Genomic DNA, 17,229 nt, shown 5'->3' with positions numbered 1-17,229 from the left:
TTGCCGGGCTCGAGGTCCTTGTAGACCTCGAAGAAGTGCTGGATCTCCAGGCGGTGGAAGTCGGACACGTCGTCGATGTCCTGGCGCCACGCCGCGCGCTGGTCGCCCGTCGGGACGCACAGCACCTTGTCGTCACCGCCGGCCTCGTCGCGCATGCGGAACATGCCGAGCGCGCGGCAGCGGATCAGGCACCCGGGGAACGTCGGCTCCTCCAGGAGGACCAGCGCGTCCAGCGGGTCGCCGTCCTCACCCAGGGTGCCCTCGATGAACCCGTAGTCGTCCGGGTAGCGCGTCGAGGTGAAGAGCATCCGGTCGAGGCGGATGCGCCCCGTCGCGTGGTCCACCTCGTACTTGTTGCGCTGTCCCTTGGGGATCTCGATCGTGACGTCGAACTCCACTGTGCATTCCTCCACGCGTCCCCGCCCGTCGGCGGTGGGGGTCGATCGGCCGGTGGGCGCGTCGTCGTCCCCGGGCGCCGCTGTGACGGACAGTAGTCTGACGCACCGATGCGGCGGTACCGGCCGCGGGACGACGAGACGGGTGACGATGACCACAGCGGCACGGGTGGCGGGCGTCGGGACGCTGGTCGTGGTGCTCGCAGCGGGCGGGTACGCGACGGCCGACGCCTACGACGTCGTGCCCGGGATCGTCACGCTCGCGCCGCCGGTCGCCGACCCCCTGCCCTTCCCGACGGCGCCCGGTGCCGTCGCGCCGACCGCCGTGCCGCGCGCGCTGGGCGACCTGGACGCGCAGGTCCCGCTCCCCGCGGCGGGCCAGCTGCAGGCGCTGGTCGACGCGCTCGCGGTCGACCCGCGACTCGGCCCGAGCGTCGGCGTCACGGTCGTGGACCAGCTGACCGGCGAGGTGCTGGCGGCCCACTCCCCGGACGCCGGGCTCGTGCCCGCCTCCACCGCGAAGATCCTCACGGGCGTGGCCGCGCTGACGGCCCTGGACCCCGACGCGACGCTCGCGACGCGGGTCGTGCGCGTGGACGAGGGGGCGATCGCGCTCGTCGGCGGCGGCGACATGATGCTCGCGGCCGGGGCGGGCGACCCCGGGGCGACGCACGGACGGGCCGGTCTGGCGGACCTCGCCGCCCGCACCGCCTCGGCGCTCGCGCTGCAGGGCGTGACCAGCGTGCGGCTCGTCGTCGACGACTCCCTGTTCACCGGTCCCGCCGTCAGCCCCGCCTGGCACCCCGCCAACGTGGGCGAGGGGTTCGTCGCACCGGTCACGGCGCTCGCGGTCGACGTCGGCAGGCTGCGCGAGGGCGAGTACGCGCCGCGGTCCACCGACCCGTCGATCCAGGCCGCGAAGATCTTCGCGAAGCGCCTGGCCGAGGCGGGCGTGAGCGTGCAGGGCGACCCGGCGCGCGTGCCGTCGGCCGGTGACGGCGCGGAGCTCGCGCGCGTCGAGTCCGCGCCGGTCGTGGACGTCGTGCACTACTTCCTCGAGACGTCGGACAACTCCATCACCGAGGTCGTGTCGCGTCTGGTCGCGCTCGACGCCGGCCTGCCGCCGAGCTTCGAGGGCGGCACGCAGGCCGTCCTGCGCCAGGTCGCCATGCTCGGTGTCGACGTGTCGGGGGCGCGGCTCGCCGACGCCTCGGGCCTGGGAGCGGGCTCGTCGCTGTCGCCCGCCCTGCTCGCCGACATCGTCCGGCTGACGACGGACCCGGCCCACCCCGCCCTGCGCGACGTGGCCGTCGGCATGCCGGTGGCGGGCCTGTCGGGGACCCTGTCGGACCGGTACACCAGGTCCGACGCCCGAGGGCTGGTCCGCGCCAAGACGGGGTCGCTGCCGCGCGTCACGTCGCTCGCGGGCACCGTGCTGGACGCCCAGCGCCGGCAGCTCGTGTTCGCCGTCATGGCCGACCAGACGCCCGAGGGCGGGCAGTGGGCGCCGCGGCAGGCCATCGACGGGTTCGTCGCCGCGCTGGCGGCCTGCGGCTGCCGCTGACACCCCCGGGAGGGCTCCGGCGCCGTCCCCACCGCCCTCACCCTCCGCCGCGGCGTCGCGCGGGTTACCGTGAGCCGGTGCAGCCCACCGCCCGCGGACCCGTCGACTGGCGCGCCGCCGCGCGCCTGGCCGGCCGCGTCGCCGCCCCCGGCCCCGTCGCCGACCGCGCCACCCTCGTCGAGCTCGTCACCGACCTGCGCGCCGTGGCCGCCGTCGCGGCCCAGCACGTGGTCGACGCGACGGGCCTGACGCCCGCCGACGGCCGCGAGCCGGCGGCGATCTCCCGCGTCCTGGTCGTCGACCGGCCGCGCTGGGCCGTCGCGAACGCCGAGATGTTCGCGCAGATGGCCGCGCCGCTGGCGACCCGCCGCGACGGCACCCCCGTCGAGGTGCCCGACGCCGCCCGGCTGGCCGCCGCCGCGCAGGTCGGTGGCGTCCTCGCGCTGCTGTCCGGCAAGGTCATCGGGCAGTACGACCCGTTCACGGCGGAGCCCGGGCAGCCCGGACGGCTCCTGCTGGTGGCGCCCAACGTCCTGGCCACGCAGCGCCAGCTCGGCGTCGACGGGCACGACTTCCGGCTGTGGGTGGCGCTGCACGAGCAGACGCACGCCCTGCAGTTCGCCGCAGCCCCCTGGCTCGCCGACCACCTGCGCGCGCGGTCCGCCGAGCTGCTGTCCGACCTCGCGGACCTCGCCCCCGGCGCCGAGCACGAGAGCGTCGGCCTGCCCCGGCTCGACGACGTCCTCGGCGCGGTCGTGCGTGCCCTCACGTACGGCGACGGCGGCGTGCTGGCGCTGCTGACCCCGCGGCAGCGCGAGGTGTTCGACGAGGTGGGCGCCATCATGGCCCTGCTCGAGGGGCACGCCGACGTCATGATGGACGAGGTGGGCCCCGCGGTCGTCCCGACGGTCCGGTCGATCCGCCGCGCGTTCGAGCGGCGACGCGACGACGCCGCGCGCGCGAAGGGCATGGAAGGGCTGGTGCGCCGGGTGCTCGGCATGGACCTCAAGCTCGCGCAGTACCGCGACGGCGCGACGTTCGTCCGGGCGGTGCGCGGGCGCGTCGGGCTCGACGGCCTGAACGCGGTGTGGAGCGGCCCCGGGACGCTGCCGAGCGCCGCCGAGATCAGCGACCCCGAGGCGTGGGTCCGCCGCGTGCACGGATGACCCGCCGCGGATGACCGGGCCGGCGCCCGCCGTCGCGGCCGTGCGCGTGGCCGTGCGCCGCGCGCTCGCCGACCTCGGGCCTGACGCGACGGTGCTGGTGGCCTGCTCCGGCGGCGCGGACTCCCTGGCGCTCGCGGCCGGGCTGGCCTGGGAGGCGCGGTCGGGTGACACGTGGCGGGCCGGCGCCGTGGTCGTCGACCACGGCCTGCACCACGCGTCGCACGACGTCGCGCACGACGCGGCCGCCACCTGCCGCGCGCTCGGCCTCGACCCCGTGCGGGTCGTCCGGGTCGACGTCGGGACGGCCGGCGGGCCCGAGGCCGCGGCACGGGCCGCCCGCTACGCCGCGCTCGACGCGGTCGCCGACGAGCTCGACGCCGACGCGGTGCTCCTGGGCCACACGCTCGACGACCAGGCCGAGACGGTGCTCCTGGCGCTCGCCCGCGGGTCGGGGGAGCGCGCCCTGGCCGGCATGCGTCCGGTGCGCGGGCGCCTGCGCCGTCCCCTGCTGGCGCTGCGGCGCGCGGACACCGAGGCCGCGTGCGCGGCGCAGGGGCTGGTGCCGTGGCACGACCCGGGCAACGGTCGCGACCCCGCGGCCACGGGGCTGCCCGCGGGTGCCGTCGCGCCGGCCGACCTGCCGCTGCGCTCCCGCGTGCGCAGCGAGGTGCTGCCGGTGCTCGAGGAGGTCCTCGGCCCGGGCGTCGCACAGGCCCTGGCGCGGACGGCCGACGCGCTCGCGGACGCCACCGACGCGGTCGACTCGGCGGCCGCCGAGGTGCTGGCCGCGGCCGTCCGTGACGCGCCCGCAGGCGAGCGCGCGGGTGACGTGGTGCTCGACGTGGGCCCGCTGGCCGACGCTCCGGCCGCGGTCCGGCGTCGCGTCCTGCACGACGCCGCGGTCCGCGCCGGGTGCCCGCCCGGAGCGCTCGCCCGCGTGCAGGTGCTGGCTGTCGAGGCGCTGGTCACCGCATGGCGGGGACAGGGTCCCGTGCACCTGCCCGGCGGCCGGGTGGCGTCACGTGCGTGTGGCAGGCTCTACCTCGGCCTGCCGATCGCGGCGGCCGACGAGGACGGGCGACGCGGACCCGGCAGGGGACTCCCGGGCCGGCTGCCCGACGAGCACGACCAACCAGCACGACGACCGGGAGTGAGCGGTGGACGCGGCGGACATGGGTGACGACCTCGAGCGGGTCCTGCTGACCGAGGAGCAGCTCCACGCGCGCCTCGACGAGATGGCGGCGCAGATCGACGCCGACTACGCGGGTGAGCCGCTGCTGCTCGTGGGCGTGCTCAAGGGCGCCGTCATGGTGATGGCGGACCTCGCGCGCCGGTTGCGCGGCAACGTGTCGATGGACTGGATGGCCGTGTCCTCCTACGGGTCGGGCACCAAGTCGTCGGGCGTCGTGCGGATCCTCAAGGACCTGGACACGGACCTCACGGGCCGCCACGTCCTGATCGTCGAGGACATCATCGACTCGGGGCTGACCCTGTCGTGGCTGCTGTCGAACCTGCGCTCGCGCGGGCCCGCGACGGTCGAGATCGCGACGATGCTGCGCAAGCCCGAGGCCGCGAAGGTCGAGGTGCCGGTCCGGTACGTCGGCTTCGACATCCCGACGGAGTTCGTCGTCGGGTACGGCCTGGACTACGCCGAGCGGTACCGCAACCTGCCGTTCGTCGGGACGCTCGCGCCGCACGTCTACCAGTCCTGACGCAGGGGCGCCCGGTCCGCGGGCACCTCGGTCGGGCCCCTGTGCCCTGGGCGAACACCGCCGGGTGCCGGCGGGTCCAGCGTGTACTTTCAGGGGCAGTGTCCCGTCGAGCGGAGGATGAGGGGCCACGCCCCGATCGCCCATGAACTTCAAGCGTCTCTTCCGCGGCCCCTTCATCTGGGTCGCCCTCGCTGTCGCCCTGACGTTGACGGCCTTCGGCATGCTCCAGATGCCGACCGTGCAGCAGATCGACACGTCCGTCGGCCTCGAGCTGCTCGAGCAGGGCAAGGTCGAGCAGGCTCTCGTCACCGAGGGGACGCAGCGCGTCGACCTCACGCTGAGCGAGGCCTACGACCCCGACCCCGACGAGGACGGCGACCTGGGCAAGCAGGTCTACTTCTTCTACGTCACGCCCCAGGGCCCGCAGGTGATCGACGCGATCACGGCGGCCGACCCGCCCGAGGGCTTCACCTCGAAGGTCCCGCAGCCGACGTGGTGGGGGAGCCTGCTGACGCTGGTGCTGCCGTTCATCATCATCCTGGGCCTGTTCTGGTTCCTGATGTCGAACATGCAGGGCGGCGGCTCGAAGGTCATGAGCTTCGGCAAGTCCAAGGCGAAGCTCGTGAGCAAGGAGTCGCCCAAGGTCACGTTCGCGGACGTGGCGGGCGTGGACGAGGCGGTCGAGGAGCTGCAGGAGATCAAGGAGTTCCTCGCCGAGCCGGCCAAGTTCCAGGCCGTCGGCGCGAAGATCCCCAAGGGCGTGCTGCTGTACGGCCCTCCCGGGACGGGCAAGACGCTCCTGGCGCGGGCCGTCGCAGGCGAGGCGGGCGTGCCGTTCTACTCGATCTCCGGCTCGGACTTCGTCGAGATGTTCGTCGGCGTCGGTGCCAGCCGGGTGCGCGACCTGTTCCAGCAGGCCAAGGAGAACAGCCCGGCGATCATCTTCGTCGACGAGATCGACGCGGTCGGCCGTCACCGCGGCGCCGGCCTCGGCGGCGGGCACGACGAGCGCGAGCAGACGCTCAACCAGATGCTCGTCGAGATGGACGGGTTCGACGTCAAGACGAACGTCATCCTCATCGCGGCGACCAACCGCCCCGACATCCTCGACCCCGCGCTGCTGCGCCCGGGCCGCTTCGACCGCCAGGTCGCGGTCGACCCGCCGGACCTCAAGGGCCGGGAGCGGATCCTCGCGGTGCACGCGCAGGGCAAGCCGATGGCGCCGGGCGTCGACCTCGCGGTCGTCGCGCGCCGGACCCCCGGGTTCAGCGGTGCGGACCTGGCCAACGTGCTCAACGAGGCGGCGCTGCTCACGGCGCGCACCGGCGGGCAGGTCATCGACGACCACGCGCTCGACGAGGCGATCGACCGCGTCATCGCCGGACCGCAGAAGCGCACGCGCGTCATGAACGTCAAGGAGCTGAAGATCACGGCGTACCACGAGGGCGGGCACGCCCTGGTGGCGGCGGCGCTGCGGTACACCGACCCGGTGACGAAGGTGACGATCCTGCCGCGCGGGCGGGCGCTGGGCTACACCATGGTCATGCCGATGGAGGACAAGTACTCCACGACGCGCAACGAGCTGCTCGACACGCTCGCGTACGCCATGGGCGGCCGCGTCGCCGAGGAGCTCGTGTTCCACGACCCGACGACGGGTGCGAGCAACGACATCGAGAAGGCCACGTCCACGGCCCGCAAGATGGTCACGCAGTACGGCATGAGCGCGCGGCTCGGTGCGATCAAGCTCGGCGGGGAGTCCTCCGAGATGTTCCTCGGCCGCGACGTGGGCCACCAGCGGGACTACTCGGAGGAGATCGCGGGTGCGATCGACGTCGAGGTGCGGGCCCTGATCGAGCACGCGCACGACGAGGCCCGCGACATCCTCGTCGAGTACCGCGACGTGCTGGACGCGCTGGTCCTCGAGCTGCTGGAGAAGGAGACCCTCAACCAGGAGCAGCTGGCCCAGATCTTCAAGCCCATCACCAAGCGGCCGCCGCGCGAGGTCTGGGTCTCGGGCGACGAGCGCACGATCGACCGCGGGCCCGTCATGACCCCCGAGGAGCAGGCCGCGCTCGACGGCCGGCCGGTCGTCCCGCAGGACGAGGCCGCCGCCGCCCACCCGGAGCGCCCGGCGACCGCCGTGGTGGAGCTGCCGCCGGGCGGCACGCCGGACACCGACGGGCCGCGCTGACGTGACGGACGCGACGAGCCCCGACCGTGTCGGCGCGCCCTCCGCGATCTCCGCGACCCGCGGTCACGGTGGCCGTGCCGTGGGCCCGTACGACGAGGAGCGCGCGGCGCGTGCGGTGCGCGAGCTGCTGCTCGCGGTCGGTGAGGACCCCGACCGCGAGGGTCTGCGGGAGACGCCGGCGCGCGTCGCCCGGGCGTACCGCGAGATCTTCGCCGGGCTGACGATGGACGCCCGTGACGTGCTCACGACGACCTTCGACCTCGGGCACGAGGAGATGGTGCTGGTGCGGGACATCGAGGTGTACTCCACGTGCGAGCACCACCTCGTGCCGTTCCACGGCGTCGCGCACGTCGGCTACATCCCCGGCGCGGACGGCCGCATCACGGGGCTGTCCAAGCTCGCGCGGCTGGTCGACGTGTACGCGCGTCGCCCGCAGGTGCAGGAGCGGCTGACGTCGCAGATCGCCGACGCGCTCGTCGAGGTCCTGGACCCCAGGGGCGTGCTGGTCGTCGTGGAGTGCGAGCACCTGTGCATGTCGATGCGCGGCGTGCGCAAGCCCGGCTCGCGGACCGTGACGTCCGCCGTGCGCGGGCAGATGCGCGACGTCGCGACCCGGGCCGAGGCCATGAGCCTGGTCACGGGGCGCTGACGGGACCGACGTGGACGAGCGGGTGAGCGCACAGGGTGCCGGCCGGGACGGGCCCCGGCTCGCCGCGCTCCCGGTCGCGCTGCGCGCACCGGCGCGCACGCTCGTCATGGGCGTCGTCAACGTCACGCCGGACTCGTTCTCCGACGGCGGGCGCTGGTTCGACGCCGCGGACGCCGTCGAGCGGGGACTGAGCCTGCTGGCCGAGGGCGCGGACCTCCTCGACGTGGGCGGTGAGTCGACCCGGCCGGGGGCGGCGCGCGTGCCCGTCGAGGAGGAGCTGGCCCGCGTGCTGCCGGTGGTCGAGCAGCTCGTCGCGCACGGCGCGGTCGTCAGCGTCGACACGACGCGCGCGGTCGTCGCGGCACAGGCCGTGGACCGCGGTGCCGTCCTCGTCAACGACGTGTCGGGCGGCATGGCGGACCCCGACATGGCCTCCGTCGTGGCGCGCACGGGCGCCGCGTACGTCGCGATGCACTGGCGGGGGCACGCCGACGTCATGGACGCGAACGACGCGTACGACGACGTGGTCGCCGACGTGCGCCGCGAGCTCGCGCAGCGGGTCGCGGTCCTGCGGGACGCGGGCGTGCGCGACGAGCAGGTCGTGCTGGACCCGGGCCTCGGGTTCGCCAAGACCGGCGAGAGCAACTGGCCGCTGCTGGCGCACCTGCCGGAGCTGGTCGCCGACGGCCACCCGGTCCTCGTGGGCGCGAGCCGCAAGCGGTTCCTCGGGCACCTCATGGCGGGCCCCGACGGGACGCCCGCGGCGCCGGCCGCGCGCGACGACGCGACGGCGGCGGTGACGGCCCTGGCGGCCGCCGCGGGGGCGTGGGCCGTGCGCGTGCACGAGGTCCGGGCGTCGGTCGCGGCGGTCCGGGTCGCCGCCCGGTGGCGGGACGCGCAGCAGGACGCCGCCGGTCGCGCGACGGCGGGGCCCACGACCCCGGAGCAGACGACAGGACCCACGACGCAGGACGCGACGACTCGGCACGCGACGACGGGTGCCGCACGGGAGGGAGCACGGTGAACGTGCAGGACGACGTGCACGACGAGAGCGGGCGCCGGCTGGACCAGATCCGGCTCACGGGCGTCCGCGCCACGGGGTACCACGGGGTGTTCGAGCACGAGCGGCGCGAGGGGCAGACGTTCGTCGCCGACGTCGTGGTGCACATGGACACCCGGCGTGCGGCCGCCGGCGACGACCTCGCGCACACGGTGGACTACGGCACCGCCGCGCAGCTCGTCGCGGCCGTGCTGTCGGGCGAGCCCGTGGACCTCGTGGAGACCGTCGCGGAGCGGATCGCGGCCACCGTGCTGGCACTGCCGCACGTGCAGGCCGTGGACGTGTCCGTGCACAAGCCGCAGGCGCCCATCACGGTGCCCTTCGACGACGTCGTCGTGTCGATCCGGCGCGACCGCACCAAGCTGCCGGCGGCCGAGCCGTACCGCCCCGCGACGGGCCAGGTCCGCCGGACCGCCGAGACCGGGCTGCGTCCGCGCACGGCTCCGCTGCCGCTGACGTCCGACCGCGCGGCGGCCGCACCGGCACCCGTCGCGCCGCCGGCACCCGTCGCGCCGCCGGCACCGGTCGCGCCGCCGGCACCGGTCGCGCCGCCGGCACTCGTCGCGCCGCCGTCGGCACCACCGGTGCCGCCGCCCGCTCAGGTCGTCCCAGCCGCGCCCGTGGCGGGTCCGCCGTCGCCGCCGTTCGGCGCGCCGTCCGCGCCGGCACCGGACGCGTCGCGTCTGGGCCACGACGCGGGCCCCGACGGGGTCGGTGCCGTCGTGGTCGGGCCCGCGCCCACCGGCGCGGTGCCCACCGGGGTCATGCCCGCGGTGAGCGCGGCCCCGGACCCGGCCCGCACCGAGCTCATGGCGCCCATCACCGACGTCGAGGACGGCGAGCTGGTGCTCGACGCGCTCGACGAGCCCCCGGCGGAGCCGGTCCGGGCGGTCCTGGCCCTGGGCGCGAACCTGGGGCCGGCGCAGGAGACCCTCCGCCAGGCCGTGGCCGACCTCGCCGCGACGCCGGGCATCGAGGTCGTGGCCGTCTCGCCGCTGGCCCGCACCGCCGCCGTCGGGCCCGAGCAGCCCGACTTCCTCAACGCCGTCGTCCTGACGCGCACGACGCTGGCACCGCGGGACCTGCTGCGGGCCGTCCACGCCGTCGAGCAGCGGCACGGGCGCGAGCGGCTCGAGCACTGGGGCCCGCGCACCCTCGACGTCGACATCGTCGTGTACGGCGAGACGCAGGCCGTCACGGACGACCTCGAGCTGCCGCACCCCCGGGCCCACGAGCGGGCGTTCGTCCTGGAGCCCTGGGCGCAGGTCGACCCCGAGGCGTTCCTGCCGGGCCTGGGCGGCGGGCCCGTCGCGCAGCTGGCTGCCACGGCTCCCGACCGTGACGGCGTGCGCTGGATGGCCCTGGACTGGCTGACCACCCCGGTGCCGGCGGCCAACCCCGAGCCCGACGGCGCGGGGGAGGCGCACCTGCCGTGAGCGCGACCCGCGTGCGCACGCTCGTCCTGCTGGCGGTCGGCGTCGCCGCCGTCACCTGGTGGGTGATGCGGATGGTGGCCGGTCGGGGGGCGTCCACGCCGCCCGACGTCCCGCGGCTCGTCGTCGTCGTCGAGCTGGTCATCGCCGGCGTCGTGCTCTCGATGGGCTGGGCGGTGCGCCAGTACCAGCGCGGCAAGCGGCCGCTGCTGGACCCGGTGCGGGCCGCACGCACCGCCGTGCTGGCGAAGGCGTCGTGCTACACCGGGGCCCTGCTGACGGGGTGGTACGGCGGTCAGGCGCTCTCGCTGCTGACGGACGCCGACGTGCCGGGCAACCCGTCGCGCGCGGGTGCCGCCGGGCTCGCCGTCCTCGGCGCGGTCGCCCTGACGGTCGTCGGGCTCGTCGTCGAGCACTGGTGCCGGATCCCGCCGCCCGACGCCGAGGAGCCCAGGACGGTCCGGGGCGCCGACCTCGACCCGTCCGTCGGCTGACAGGACGCCCCACGCGCGGGCCGCTCGTCCGTGCGACCGATCCGCAGGCACGCTCCGGTGCGGGAGGATGAGCGCATGACCACGAACCCCGAGACGCGTGACGCGGCACCCGCTGCCGACCCGTTCGACCTGCACGACGTCGAGTGGACCGCGGTGTCGCCGCGACTGGCGACGGCACGGCTCGTGGTGCTGGCGATCTGGGCCGTCGTGATGCTCGCGCCGACCGTGGCGCTGGCCGCGGCGGTCGACGTGCCGTGGCTGTGGGCGGCGCCCGCGGTGCTCGCCCTGCTGCTCGGGCTCAGCGCCCTGCTCGTCCGCCGGCAGGTGCGCGCACTGCGCTACGCCGAGCGCGCCGACGACCTGCTGATCCGTCGCGGCATCATGCTGCGGTCCCTGGTCGTGGTCCCGTACGGCCGCATGCAGTTCGTCGACGTGAGCTCCGGCCCGCTCGCGCGCCGCTTCGGCATCGCCACCGTCGAGCTGCACACCGCCGCGCCTGGCACCAACGCGACGATCCCGGGTCTGCCGCCGGCCGAGGCGGCGCGCCTGCGCGACCGGCTCGCGTCGCGTGGTGAGGCCCGGCTGGCGGGGCTGTGAGCACGCTGCAGGGTCCCTCGCCGGCGCCCGTCGGCGAAGAGGGCTACGACTGGCGGCGTCTGCACCCGGTGACCCCCGCCCTGCGCGGCTGGAAGGTGCTGGTCGCGTTCGTCGCGATCATCGGCTTCCAGATGTCCGACGTGCTGCGCGACGTGGCCGACACGCTGGGGCCCGGCCGCGCCTGGCTCGTGATCCTGGGGCTCGTGGTCCTCGTCGGGGCCGGCGGCTTCGTGTACTCCGCCCTGGCGTGGCGGGTCATGCGGTACGCCGTCACGGGCAGCGCCGTCCACCTACGCACGGGTCTGCTCTTCCGGCAGCAGCGGCAGGCACAGCTCGACCGGCTGCAGGCGGTCGACGTGGTGCAGCCGCTGCTCGCGCGGCTCCTGGGGCTCGCGCAGCTCAACCTCGAGGTCGCGGGGGGTGCGGGCTCCGCCGTGCAGCTCGCGTTCCTGCGCGAGTCGGAGGCGACCGCGCTGCGTGCGCAGATCCTCGCGCTCGCGGCCGGCGTCGGCCCGCAGGCGGTGTCCGGTGCCGCGCAGCCCGGCACGTCGCAGCCGGGTGGTCCGGACGGGGCCCCGACCACGGCCGGCGCGACACCGGCACCGGCGCCCGTCTACGCGGCCGCCCCCGAGCGCCAGGTCTACGAGCTGCCGATGCCGCGGCTGATCCGGTCGATCCTGTGGTCCGTCCCGCCGTGGTTCCTGGTCGCCGGGGTCGTCGTCATGATCGTCGTGAGCATCGTCGTCGGGGACATCGGCGGCATGTTCGTGCTGGTCCCCGCGGCCCTGGGTGCCGGTGGGTACGTCTGGGGCCGCATCAACTCCGGCGCCACGTTCCGCGCCGCGGTGTCACCGGACGGCATCCGGCTGCGGCACGGCCTGACGGAGACCCGCACGCAGACCGTCCCGCCCGGGCGCGTCCAGGCCGTGCGCATCAGCCAGGGCCCGCTGTGGCGCCGTCCCGACTGGTGGCGGGTCCAGATCAACGTCGCCGGTTACGGTGCGACGGCGGACGTCGACAAGGGGTCCGTCCTGCACCCGGTGGCGACGCGCGCCGAGGCCGGGGTCGCGCTGTGGCTCGTCCTGCCCGACCTCGGGGTCGACGACCCGATGGCGACGCTCGACGCCGCGCTCACGGGCCTCGACGACGACGGCGGCTTCACGCCGGCGCCCCGCAGCGCACGCTGGGTGGACCCGCTGAGCTGGCGGCGGCACGGCGTCCTGGTGACCCGGACCGCCCTGATCATGAGGTCGGGCCGGTGGTGGCGCAGCGTGGTCGTCGTGCCGCACGAGCGCACGCAGAGCATCGGGCTCGAGCAGGGACCGCTGCAGCGGCGCCTCCAGCTCGCGTCGTTCGTCACGCACTCCACCCCCGGGCCCGTCTCGCCGCGGGTCGACCACCTCGACCAGCACGTCGCGGCAGCACTCCTGGAGGTGCAGTCGCACCGGGCACGGGAGGCGCGCGCCGTCGCCGGACCGGAGCTGTGGATGCGGGCCGCGGACGCGGAGATCGGTGGGGCCGGCGACGTGGCGGGCGCCCAGCCGCCGCACGCCGCGCCCGACCCCGAGTCGGAGCCGCCGACGTGAGCGCCGACCCCGCGTCCCGGCCCGGGCGCCTGGGCGTCGGCGTCGTCGGTGCCGGACGCGTCGGCGCGGTGCTCGGCAGCGCCCTGCGCGGCGCCGGTCACCCGGTCGTCGGCGTCTCGGCGGTGTCGGCCGAGTCGCGCGAGCGCGCGTCGACGCTGCTGCCGGGGGTCCCGGTGCTCGAGGTCCCGGAGGTCGTGCGGCGCGCCGAGCTCGTGCTGCTCGCGGTGCCCGACGACGCGCTCGCGCCCCTGGTCCGGGGGCTCGCGGACACCGGCGCCTGGCAGGCCGGGCAGATCGTCGCGCACACGTCGGGCCGGTTCGGCACGGCGGTCCTCGACCCCGCGCGCGCCGCGGGCGTCATCCCCCTGGCGCTGCACCCCGCGATGACGTTCACGGGCACGTCGCTCGACCTGTCGCGGCTCGTCGGCTGCGCGTTCGCCGTCACGGCGCCCGGCCCTGTGCTGCCGATCGGCCAGGCCCTCGTCGTGGAGATCGGCGGCGAGCCGGTCGTCGTCGCGGAGGACCGGCGCCCGCTCTACCACGCGGGGCTCGCGCACGGCGCGAACCACCTGGTCGTGCTGGTGGCCCAGGCGGCGCAGGCCCTGCGGGCGGCGGGCGTCGAGGAGCCGGGGCGCGTGCTGCGTCCGCTGCTGGAGGCCGCGCTCGACGGTGCGCTGCGCGCCGAGGACGCCGCCGGGGACGACGGGCCCGGGGCGATCTCCGCACTCACCGGGCCGGTCCGCCGGGGTGACGCGGGCACGGTCGCGGACCACGTCGCGGTGCTCGCGGCGATGGGGACGGCCAGCGGCGCGGTCGACGTGCCGACGGGTTACGGTGCCTTGTCGCGCGCGGCGACGGCACGTGCGCTGAGCGCCGGGCTCATCCGTGCGGACGCCGCGCAGCACGTCCTGGACGCGCTCGCGGGCATCATCACGACCCCGTCGGTGTTGCAGCAGGAGGACCACGGAACGCCGCCCGCCGGGCCACCCGGGCAGGACGGCCCGGCCGAGGACGACGGCAACCCGTCGCAGGAGGACTCATGAGCACCACCCACCCCGCGCTCGCGCGCGACCGGGGCGCCCTGGCCGCGGCACTCGCCGCGCAGGACGCCTCGTCGCTGCCGCGGTCCGAGGCGGACGCCGGGCGGCGGCCGTACCGGCGCGCCGTCGTCATGACGATGGGCGCCCTGCACGCGGGGCACCTGGCACTCGTCGAGCACGCGCGGTCGCTGGCCGACCTCGTCGTCGTGACGATCTTCGTCAACCCGCTGCAGTTCGGCCCCACGGAGGACCTCGCGCGCTACCCGCGCGACCTCGAGCGCGACCTCGAGCTGCTGTCCGGCCCCGGCCTGCTGCGCCCGCAGGACGTCGTGTTCGCCCCGACGGTCGACGTCGTCTACCCCGACGGCGAGCCCACGGTGCGCGTGTCCGCGGGGCGCGTGGGCGAGCTGCTGGAGGGGGAGTCGCGGCCCGGACACCTCGACGGCGTGCTGACGGTCGTGCTCAAGCTGATGCACCTGACGCGCCCCGACGTGGCGGTCTTCGGCCAGAAGGACGCGCAGCAGGTCGCCGCGGTGCGTCGCCTGGTGCACGACCTCGACGTGCCGGTCGACGTGGCCGTGCACGCCACCGTGCGGGAGGCGGACGGGCTCGCGCTGTCGAGCCGCAACGCCTACCTCACCCCCGAGGAGCGAGCGCGCGCGCTCGGGCTGTCGGCGGCCCTGGACGCCGGGCGCCGGGCCGCGGACGGCGGGCAGGGCCCCGAGGCGGTCCTCGCCGCCGCGCGGGCGGTGCTCGACGAGCGGCTGTCCGACGACGACGCGGTCGACTACGTGGCGCTCGTCGACGCCGGGACGTTCGCGCCCGCCGACGCCGGCACGTCGCAGGCCGTGCTGCTGGTCGCGGCGCGCGTGGGCGCGACGCGGCTCATCGACAACGCACCGCTCACGCTGCGCGGCGCGCCCGCCGGCGTCGCGGCGCCCGCGGTGGACCAGACGGACGGAGGCGTCGCGTGACGACCCTGCAGCGCACGATGATGACGGGCAAGGTGCACCGCGCGACCGTGACGGCCGCGGACCTGCACTACGTCGGCTCGATCACGATCGACGCGGACCTCCTGGAGGCCGCGGACATCCTGCCCGGGCAGCAGGTCGACGTCGTCGACGTCACCAACGGTGCCCGCCTGACGACGTACGCGATCGCCGGCGAGCCCGGCGAGGGTCAGGTCTGCGTCAACGGTGCGGCGGCGCACCTGGTGCACCCCGGTGACGTGGTGATCGTCATCGCCTACGGCACGATGTCCGACGCCGAGGCGCGGACGTACACGCCGCACGTCGTGCTGGTCGACGCGGACAACCGGATCGTCGAGACGGGTGACGACCCCGGCCAGGTTCCGGACGAGTGGACCGAGCGCACCGGTCTGGTGGCGTCGGGGATCCCGATGGCGCGTGGTCGCGAGGCGGTCGGCGGCGCGGGGGCCTGACCTCCCCGCGATACTGTCCGTCCGTGCTCGTGACGCCCGACCTGCCGTCCGTCCGCCTCGCCACCCGCCTCGCGGCGCCGGAGCCGGGGTGGACCGTGCACGCGGACGCGGTGGTCGTCGGCTCGGGGATCGCCGGGCTGACGGCTGCGCTGGAGCTGCGCACGCGGGTGGGCCGCGTGCTCCTGGTCACCAAGGGCGTGCTGTCGTCGGGCTCGACGGTGTGGGCCCAGGGCGGCATCGCCGCCGCGCTCGACCCGGCGGACTCGCCGGCGGCGCACCTGCACGACACGCTCGCCGCGGGCGGCGGGCTGTGCGACCCGCGGGCCGTGGAGACCCTGGTCACCGAGGGCCCGCGCCGGGTCCACGAGCTGGTGGCACGCGGTGCGGTGTTCGACACGACCGCGGACGGCGAGATCAGCCTCACGCGTGAGGGCGGCCACCTGACGGACCGCATCGCGCACGCGGGCGGTGACGCGACGGGGGCGGAGATCTCGCGAGCCCTGGTCGCGCAGATCGAGGCCGTGCGCGACGACCCGGGCATCGAGGTCGTCGAGCACGCGCTCGTGCTCGACGTCCTGACCGGCGCACCGGGGGCGGACGGCGCGCCCGGTGCCGTCGCCGGGGTGACCCTGCACGTCATCGGCGAGGGGTCCCGCGACGGCGTCGGTGCGGCCCTCGCGCCGGTGGTGGTGCTCGCGACCGGCGGGATCGGGCAGGTGTACCGGTCGTCCACGAACCCGGCGCAGGCCACCGGCGACGGCATCGCCGCGGCGCTGCGGGCGGGCGCGCTGCTGGGTGACCTCGAGTTCGTGCAGTTCCACCCGACGGTGCTGTGGCTGGGCACGGGCGTGAAGGGTCAGCTGACGCTCGTGAGCGAGGCGGTGCGCGGCGAGGGTGCGTTGCTGCTCGACACGGACGGCGTGCGGTTCATGCCGGACGTGCACCCGCTGGCCGAGCTGGCGCCGCGGGACGTCGTCGCGCACGCGATCGTGCGGCGCACGGCGGCCACCGGCTCCGACCACGTGTGGCTGGACGCGCGGCACCTGGGCGCCGACTTCTTCGCGCGGCGGTTCCCGACGATCCACGAGCGTCTGGCGGAGCACGGCATCGACCCCGCCACGGACCTCGTGCCGGTGGCGCCCGCGCAGCACTACCACTCCGGTGGTGTGGTGACGGACCTCGACGGACGGTCCTCCCTGAGGGGCCTGTACGCGGTGGGTGAGGTCGCGTGCACGGGCGTGCACGGCGCCAACCGTCTGGCGTCGAACTCGCTGCTGGAGGGGCTGGTGTTCGCGCACCGCGCGGCGCGGGACGTCGCGGCGCGCCTCGAGGGCGGCTTCCTGCCGCGCGTGGACCCCAGCCCGCGGCCCGGACCCGAGGCGCTGGTCCCGGCGGCGTCGCGCGCGCGGGTCCAGCGGGTCGCGACGGACGGGCCCGGCGTGCTGCGCTCGGCCGACGGGCTGCGGCACGCGCTGGCGGCGCTGGCGGCGATCCCGACGGACGCGCACGAGCGTCGCGACGACGGCCGGCGGCTGGGGGAGCCGCAGCTCGCGGAGTGGGAGACGACCAACGTGCACCAGGTCGCCACGGTCCTCGCGCTGGCGGCGCTGGCGCGCGAGGAGTCGCGCGGGGGGCACGCGCGCAGCGACTTCCCCGCCACGGCCGAGGAGTGGCGCGTGCGCGTCGGAGTGAACTCGCAACCGGGCGGAGCGGTACAGATCGGGCCTCGGTCTGTCGGATAGTCCGATGACCACGCTCCCATCGGCCGAAAGTTTCACGAGTGGTCCCATGACCGGGCTGCATCTGAACGAGTGACCAACCCTGTGCTGATCGGCGGAAACTCCCCACACTGAGCCTCCTGGCCCCGCAGCTGGGGTCGTCCGGTGTGCGCAAGGGAGCGA

General features: G+C 75.8%; 16 protein-coding genes. 15 read left to right on the top strand and 1 reads right to left on the bottom strand.

The features are described 5' to 3' along the window. A partial coding sequence (locus IR158_RS05840; protein WP_291810637.1) for an inorganic diphosphatase occupies positions 1 to 398 on the bottom strand: 398 nt, incomplete at its 3' end. Between the two features lie 148 nt (positions 399 to 546). Here IR158_RS05840 and dacB point away from each other — a divergent pair. The 15 genes from dacB to IR158_RS05765 all read left to right on the top strand — a co-directional run bounded on the left by dacB (position 547) and on the right by IR158_RS05765 (position 17,070). Continuing rightward, positions 547 to 1,959, top strand: coding sequence for a D-alanyl-D-alanine carboxypeptidase/D-alanyl-D-alanine-endopeptidase (gene dacB / locus IR158_RS05835; RefSeq protein ID WP_291810651.1), 1,413 nt, complete (start codon positions 547 to 549; stop codon positions 1,957 to 1,959). 77 nt (positions 1,960 to 2,036) lie between these two features. After that, positions 2,037 to 3,125 (top strand): zinc-dependent metalloprotease, encoded by a 1,089-nt coding sequence (locus IR158_RS05830; protein WP_291810634.1) that lies wholly within the window; start codon positions 2,037 to 2,039, stop codon positions 3,123 to 3,125. Between the two features lie 10 nt (positions 3,126 to 3,135). Continuing rightward, complete coding sequence (gene tilS / locus IR158_RS05825; RefSeq protein ID WP_291810631.1) at positions 3,136 to 4,305, top strand: tRNA lysidine(34) synthetase TilS; 1,170 nt, start codon at positions 3,136 to 3,138, stop codon at positions 4,303 to 4,305. Continuing rightward, positions 4,283 to 4,837: a hypoxanthine phosphoribosyltransferase gene (gene hpt / locus IR158_RS05820; protein WP_227578083.1), complete on the top strand. Its 555-nt coding sequence runs from the start codon at positions 4,283 to 4,285 to the stop codon at positions 4,835 to 4,837. The genes tilS and hpt overlap by 23 nt, the downstream gene beginning before the upstream one ends. 142 nt (positions 4,838 to 4,979) lie before the next feature. Then, on the top strand, positions 4,980 to 7,028 hold the full coding sequence (ftsH, locus tag IR158_RS05815) for an ATP-dependent zinc metalloprotease FtsH (protein ID WP_291810626.1): 2,049 nt from the start codon (positions 4,980 to 4,982) through the stop codon (positions 7,026 to 7,028). Between the two features lie 46 nt (positions 7,029 to 7,074). Then, positions 7,075 to 7,677: a GTP cyclohydrolase I FolE gene (folE, locus tag IR158_RS05810; protein ID WP_366928411.1), complete on the top strand. Its 603-nt coding sequence runs from the start codon at positions 7,075 to 7,077 to the stop codon at positions 7,675 to 7,677. A 106-nt stretch (positions 7,678 to 7,783) separates the two neighbouring features. Further along, on the top strand, positions 7,784 to 8,701 hold the full coding sequence (gene folP / locus IR158_RS05805) for a dihydropteroate synthase (protein WP_291810647.1): 918 nt from the start codon (positions 7,784 to 7,786) through the stop codon (positions 8,699 to 8,701). Further along, positions 8,698 to 10,173, top strand: a complete 1,476-nt coding sequence (folK, locus tag IR158_RS05800; RefSeq protein ID WP_291810622.1) for a 2-amino-4-hydroxy-6-hydroxymethyldihydropteridine diphosphokinase — start codon at positions 8,698 to 8,700, stop codon at positions 10,171 to 10,173. The genes folP and folK overlap by 4 nt, the downstream gene beginning before the upstream one ends. Beyond that, entirely contained in the window at positions 10,170 to 10,664 is a 495-nt protein-coding gene (locus IR158_RS05795; protein WP_291810620.1) for a DUF3180 domain-containing protein, read from the top strand. Before folK ends, IR158_RS05795 begins: the two co-directional genes overlap by 4 nt. Before the next feature lie 75 nt (positions 10,665 to 10,739). Continuing rightward, complete coding sequence (locus tag IR158_RS05790; RefSeq protein ID WP_291810617.1) at positions 10,740 to 11,261, top strand: PH domain-containing protein; 522 nt, start codon at positions 10,740 to 10,742, stop codon at positions 11,259 to 11,261. Then, complete coding sequence (locus IR158_RS05785; protein ID WP_291810615.1) at positions 11,258 to 12,847, top strand: PH domain-containing protein; 1,590 nt, start codon at positions 11,258 to 11,260, stop codon at positions 12,845 to 12,847. The genes IR158_RS05790 and IR158_RS05785 overlap by 4 nt, the downstream gene beginning before the upstream one ends. Continuing rightward, complete coding sequence (locus tag IR158_RS05780) at positions 12,844 to 13,890, top strand: DUF2520 domain-containing protein (RefSeq protein WP_291810613.1); 1,047 nt, start codon at positions 12,844 to 12,846, stop codon at positions 13,888 to 13,890. Before IR158_RS05785 ends, IR158_RS05780 begins: the two co-directional genes overlap by 4 nt. Further along, positions 13,887 to 14,861, top strand: coding sequence for a pantoate--beta-alanine ligase (panC, locus tag IR158_RS05775; RefSeq protein WP_291810611.1), 975 nt, complete (start codon positions 13,887 to 13,889; stop codon positions 14,859 to 14,861). Before IR158_RS05780 ends, panC begins: the two co-directional genes overlap by 4 nt. Next, complete coding sequence (gene panD, locus IR158_RS05770) at positions 14,858 to 15,328, top strand: aspartate 1-decarboxylase (RefSeq protein ID WP_291810610.1); 471 nt, start codon at positions 14,858 to 14,860, stop codon at positions 15,326 to 15,328. Before panC ends, panD begins: the two co-directional genes overlap by 4 nt. 23 nt (positions 15,329 to 15,351) lie before the next feature. After that, entirely contained in the window at positions 15,352 to 17,070 is a 1,719-nt protein-coding gene (locus IR158_RS05765) for an L-aspartate oxidase (protein ID WP_291810607.1), read from the top strand. The last annotated feature ends 159 nt before the right edge of the window (positions 17,071 to 17,229 follow it).

Source organism: Cellulomonas sp., from assembly GCF_015234515.1.
GTDB lineage: Bacteria > Actinomycetota > Actinomycetes > Actinomycetales > Cellulomonadaceae > Cellulomonas.
The sequence above is the reverse complement of the archived record's forward strand: the minus strand, read 5'-3'. Positions and strand labels throughout refer to the sequence as shown.

Coding starts and splice junctions, on each gene's coding strand:
- ftsH (WP_291810626.1), top strand. CDS start 4,980: ATGAACTTCAAGCGTCTCTTCCGCGGCCCCTTCATCTGGGTCGCCCTC.
- panC (WP_291810611.1), top strand. CDS start 13,887: ATGAGCACCACCCACCCCGCGCTCGCGCGCGACCGGGGCGCCCTGGCC.
- dacB (WP_291810651.1), top strand. CDS start 547: ATGACCACAGCGGCACGGGTGGCGGGCGTCGGGACGCTGGTCGTGGTG.
- IR158_RS05790 (WP_291810617.1), top strand. CDS start 10,740: ATGACCACGAACCCCGAGACGCGTGACGCGGCACCCGCTGCCGACCCG.
- folP (WP_291810647.1), top strand. CDS start 7,784: ATGGGCGTCGTCAACGTCACGCCGGACTCGTTCTCCGACGGCGGGCGC.
- tilS (WP_291810631.1), top strand. CDS start 3,136: ATGACCGGGCCGGCGCCCGCCGTCGCGGCCGTGCGCGTGGCCGTGCGC.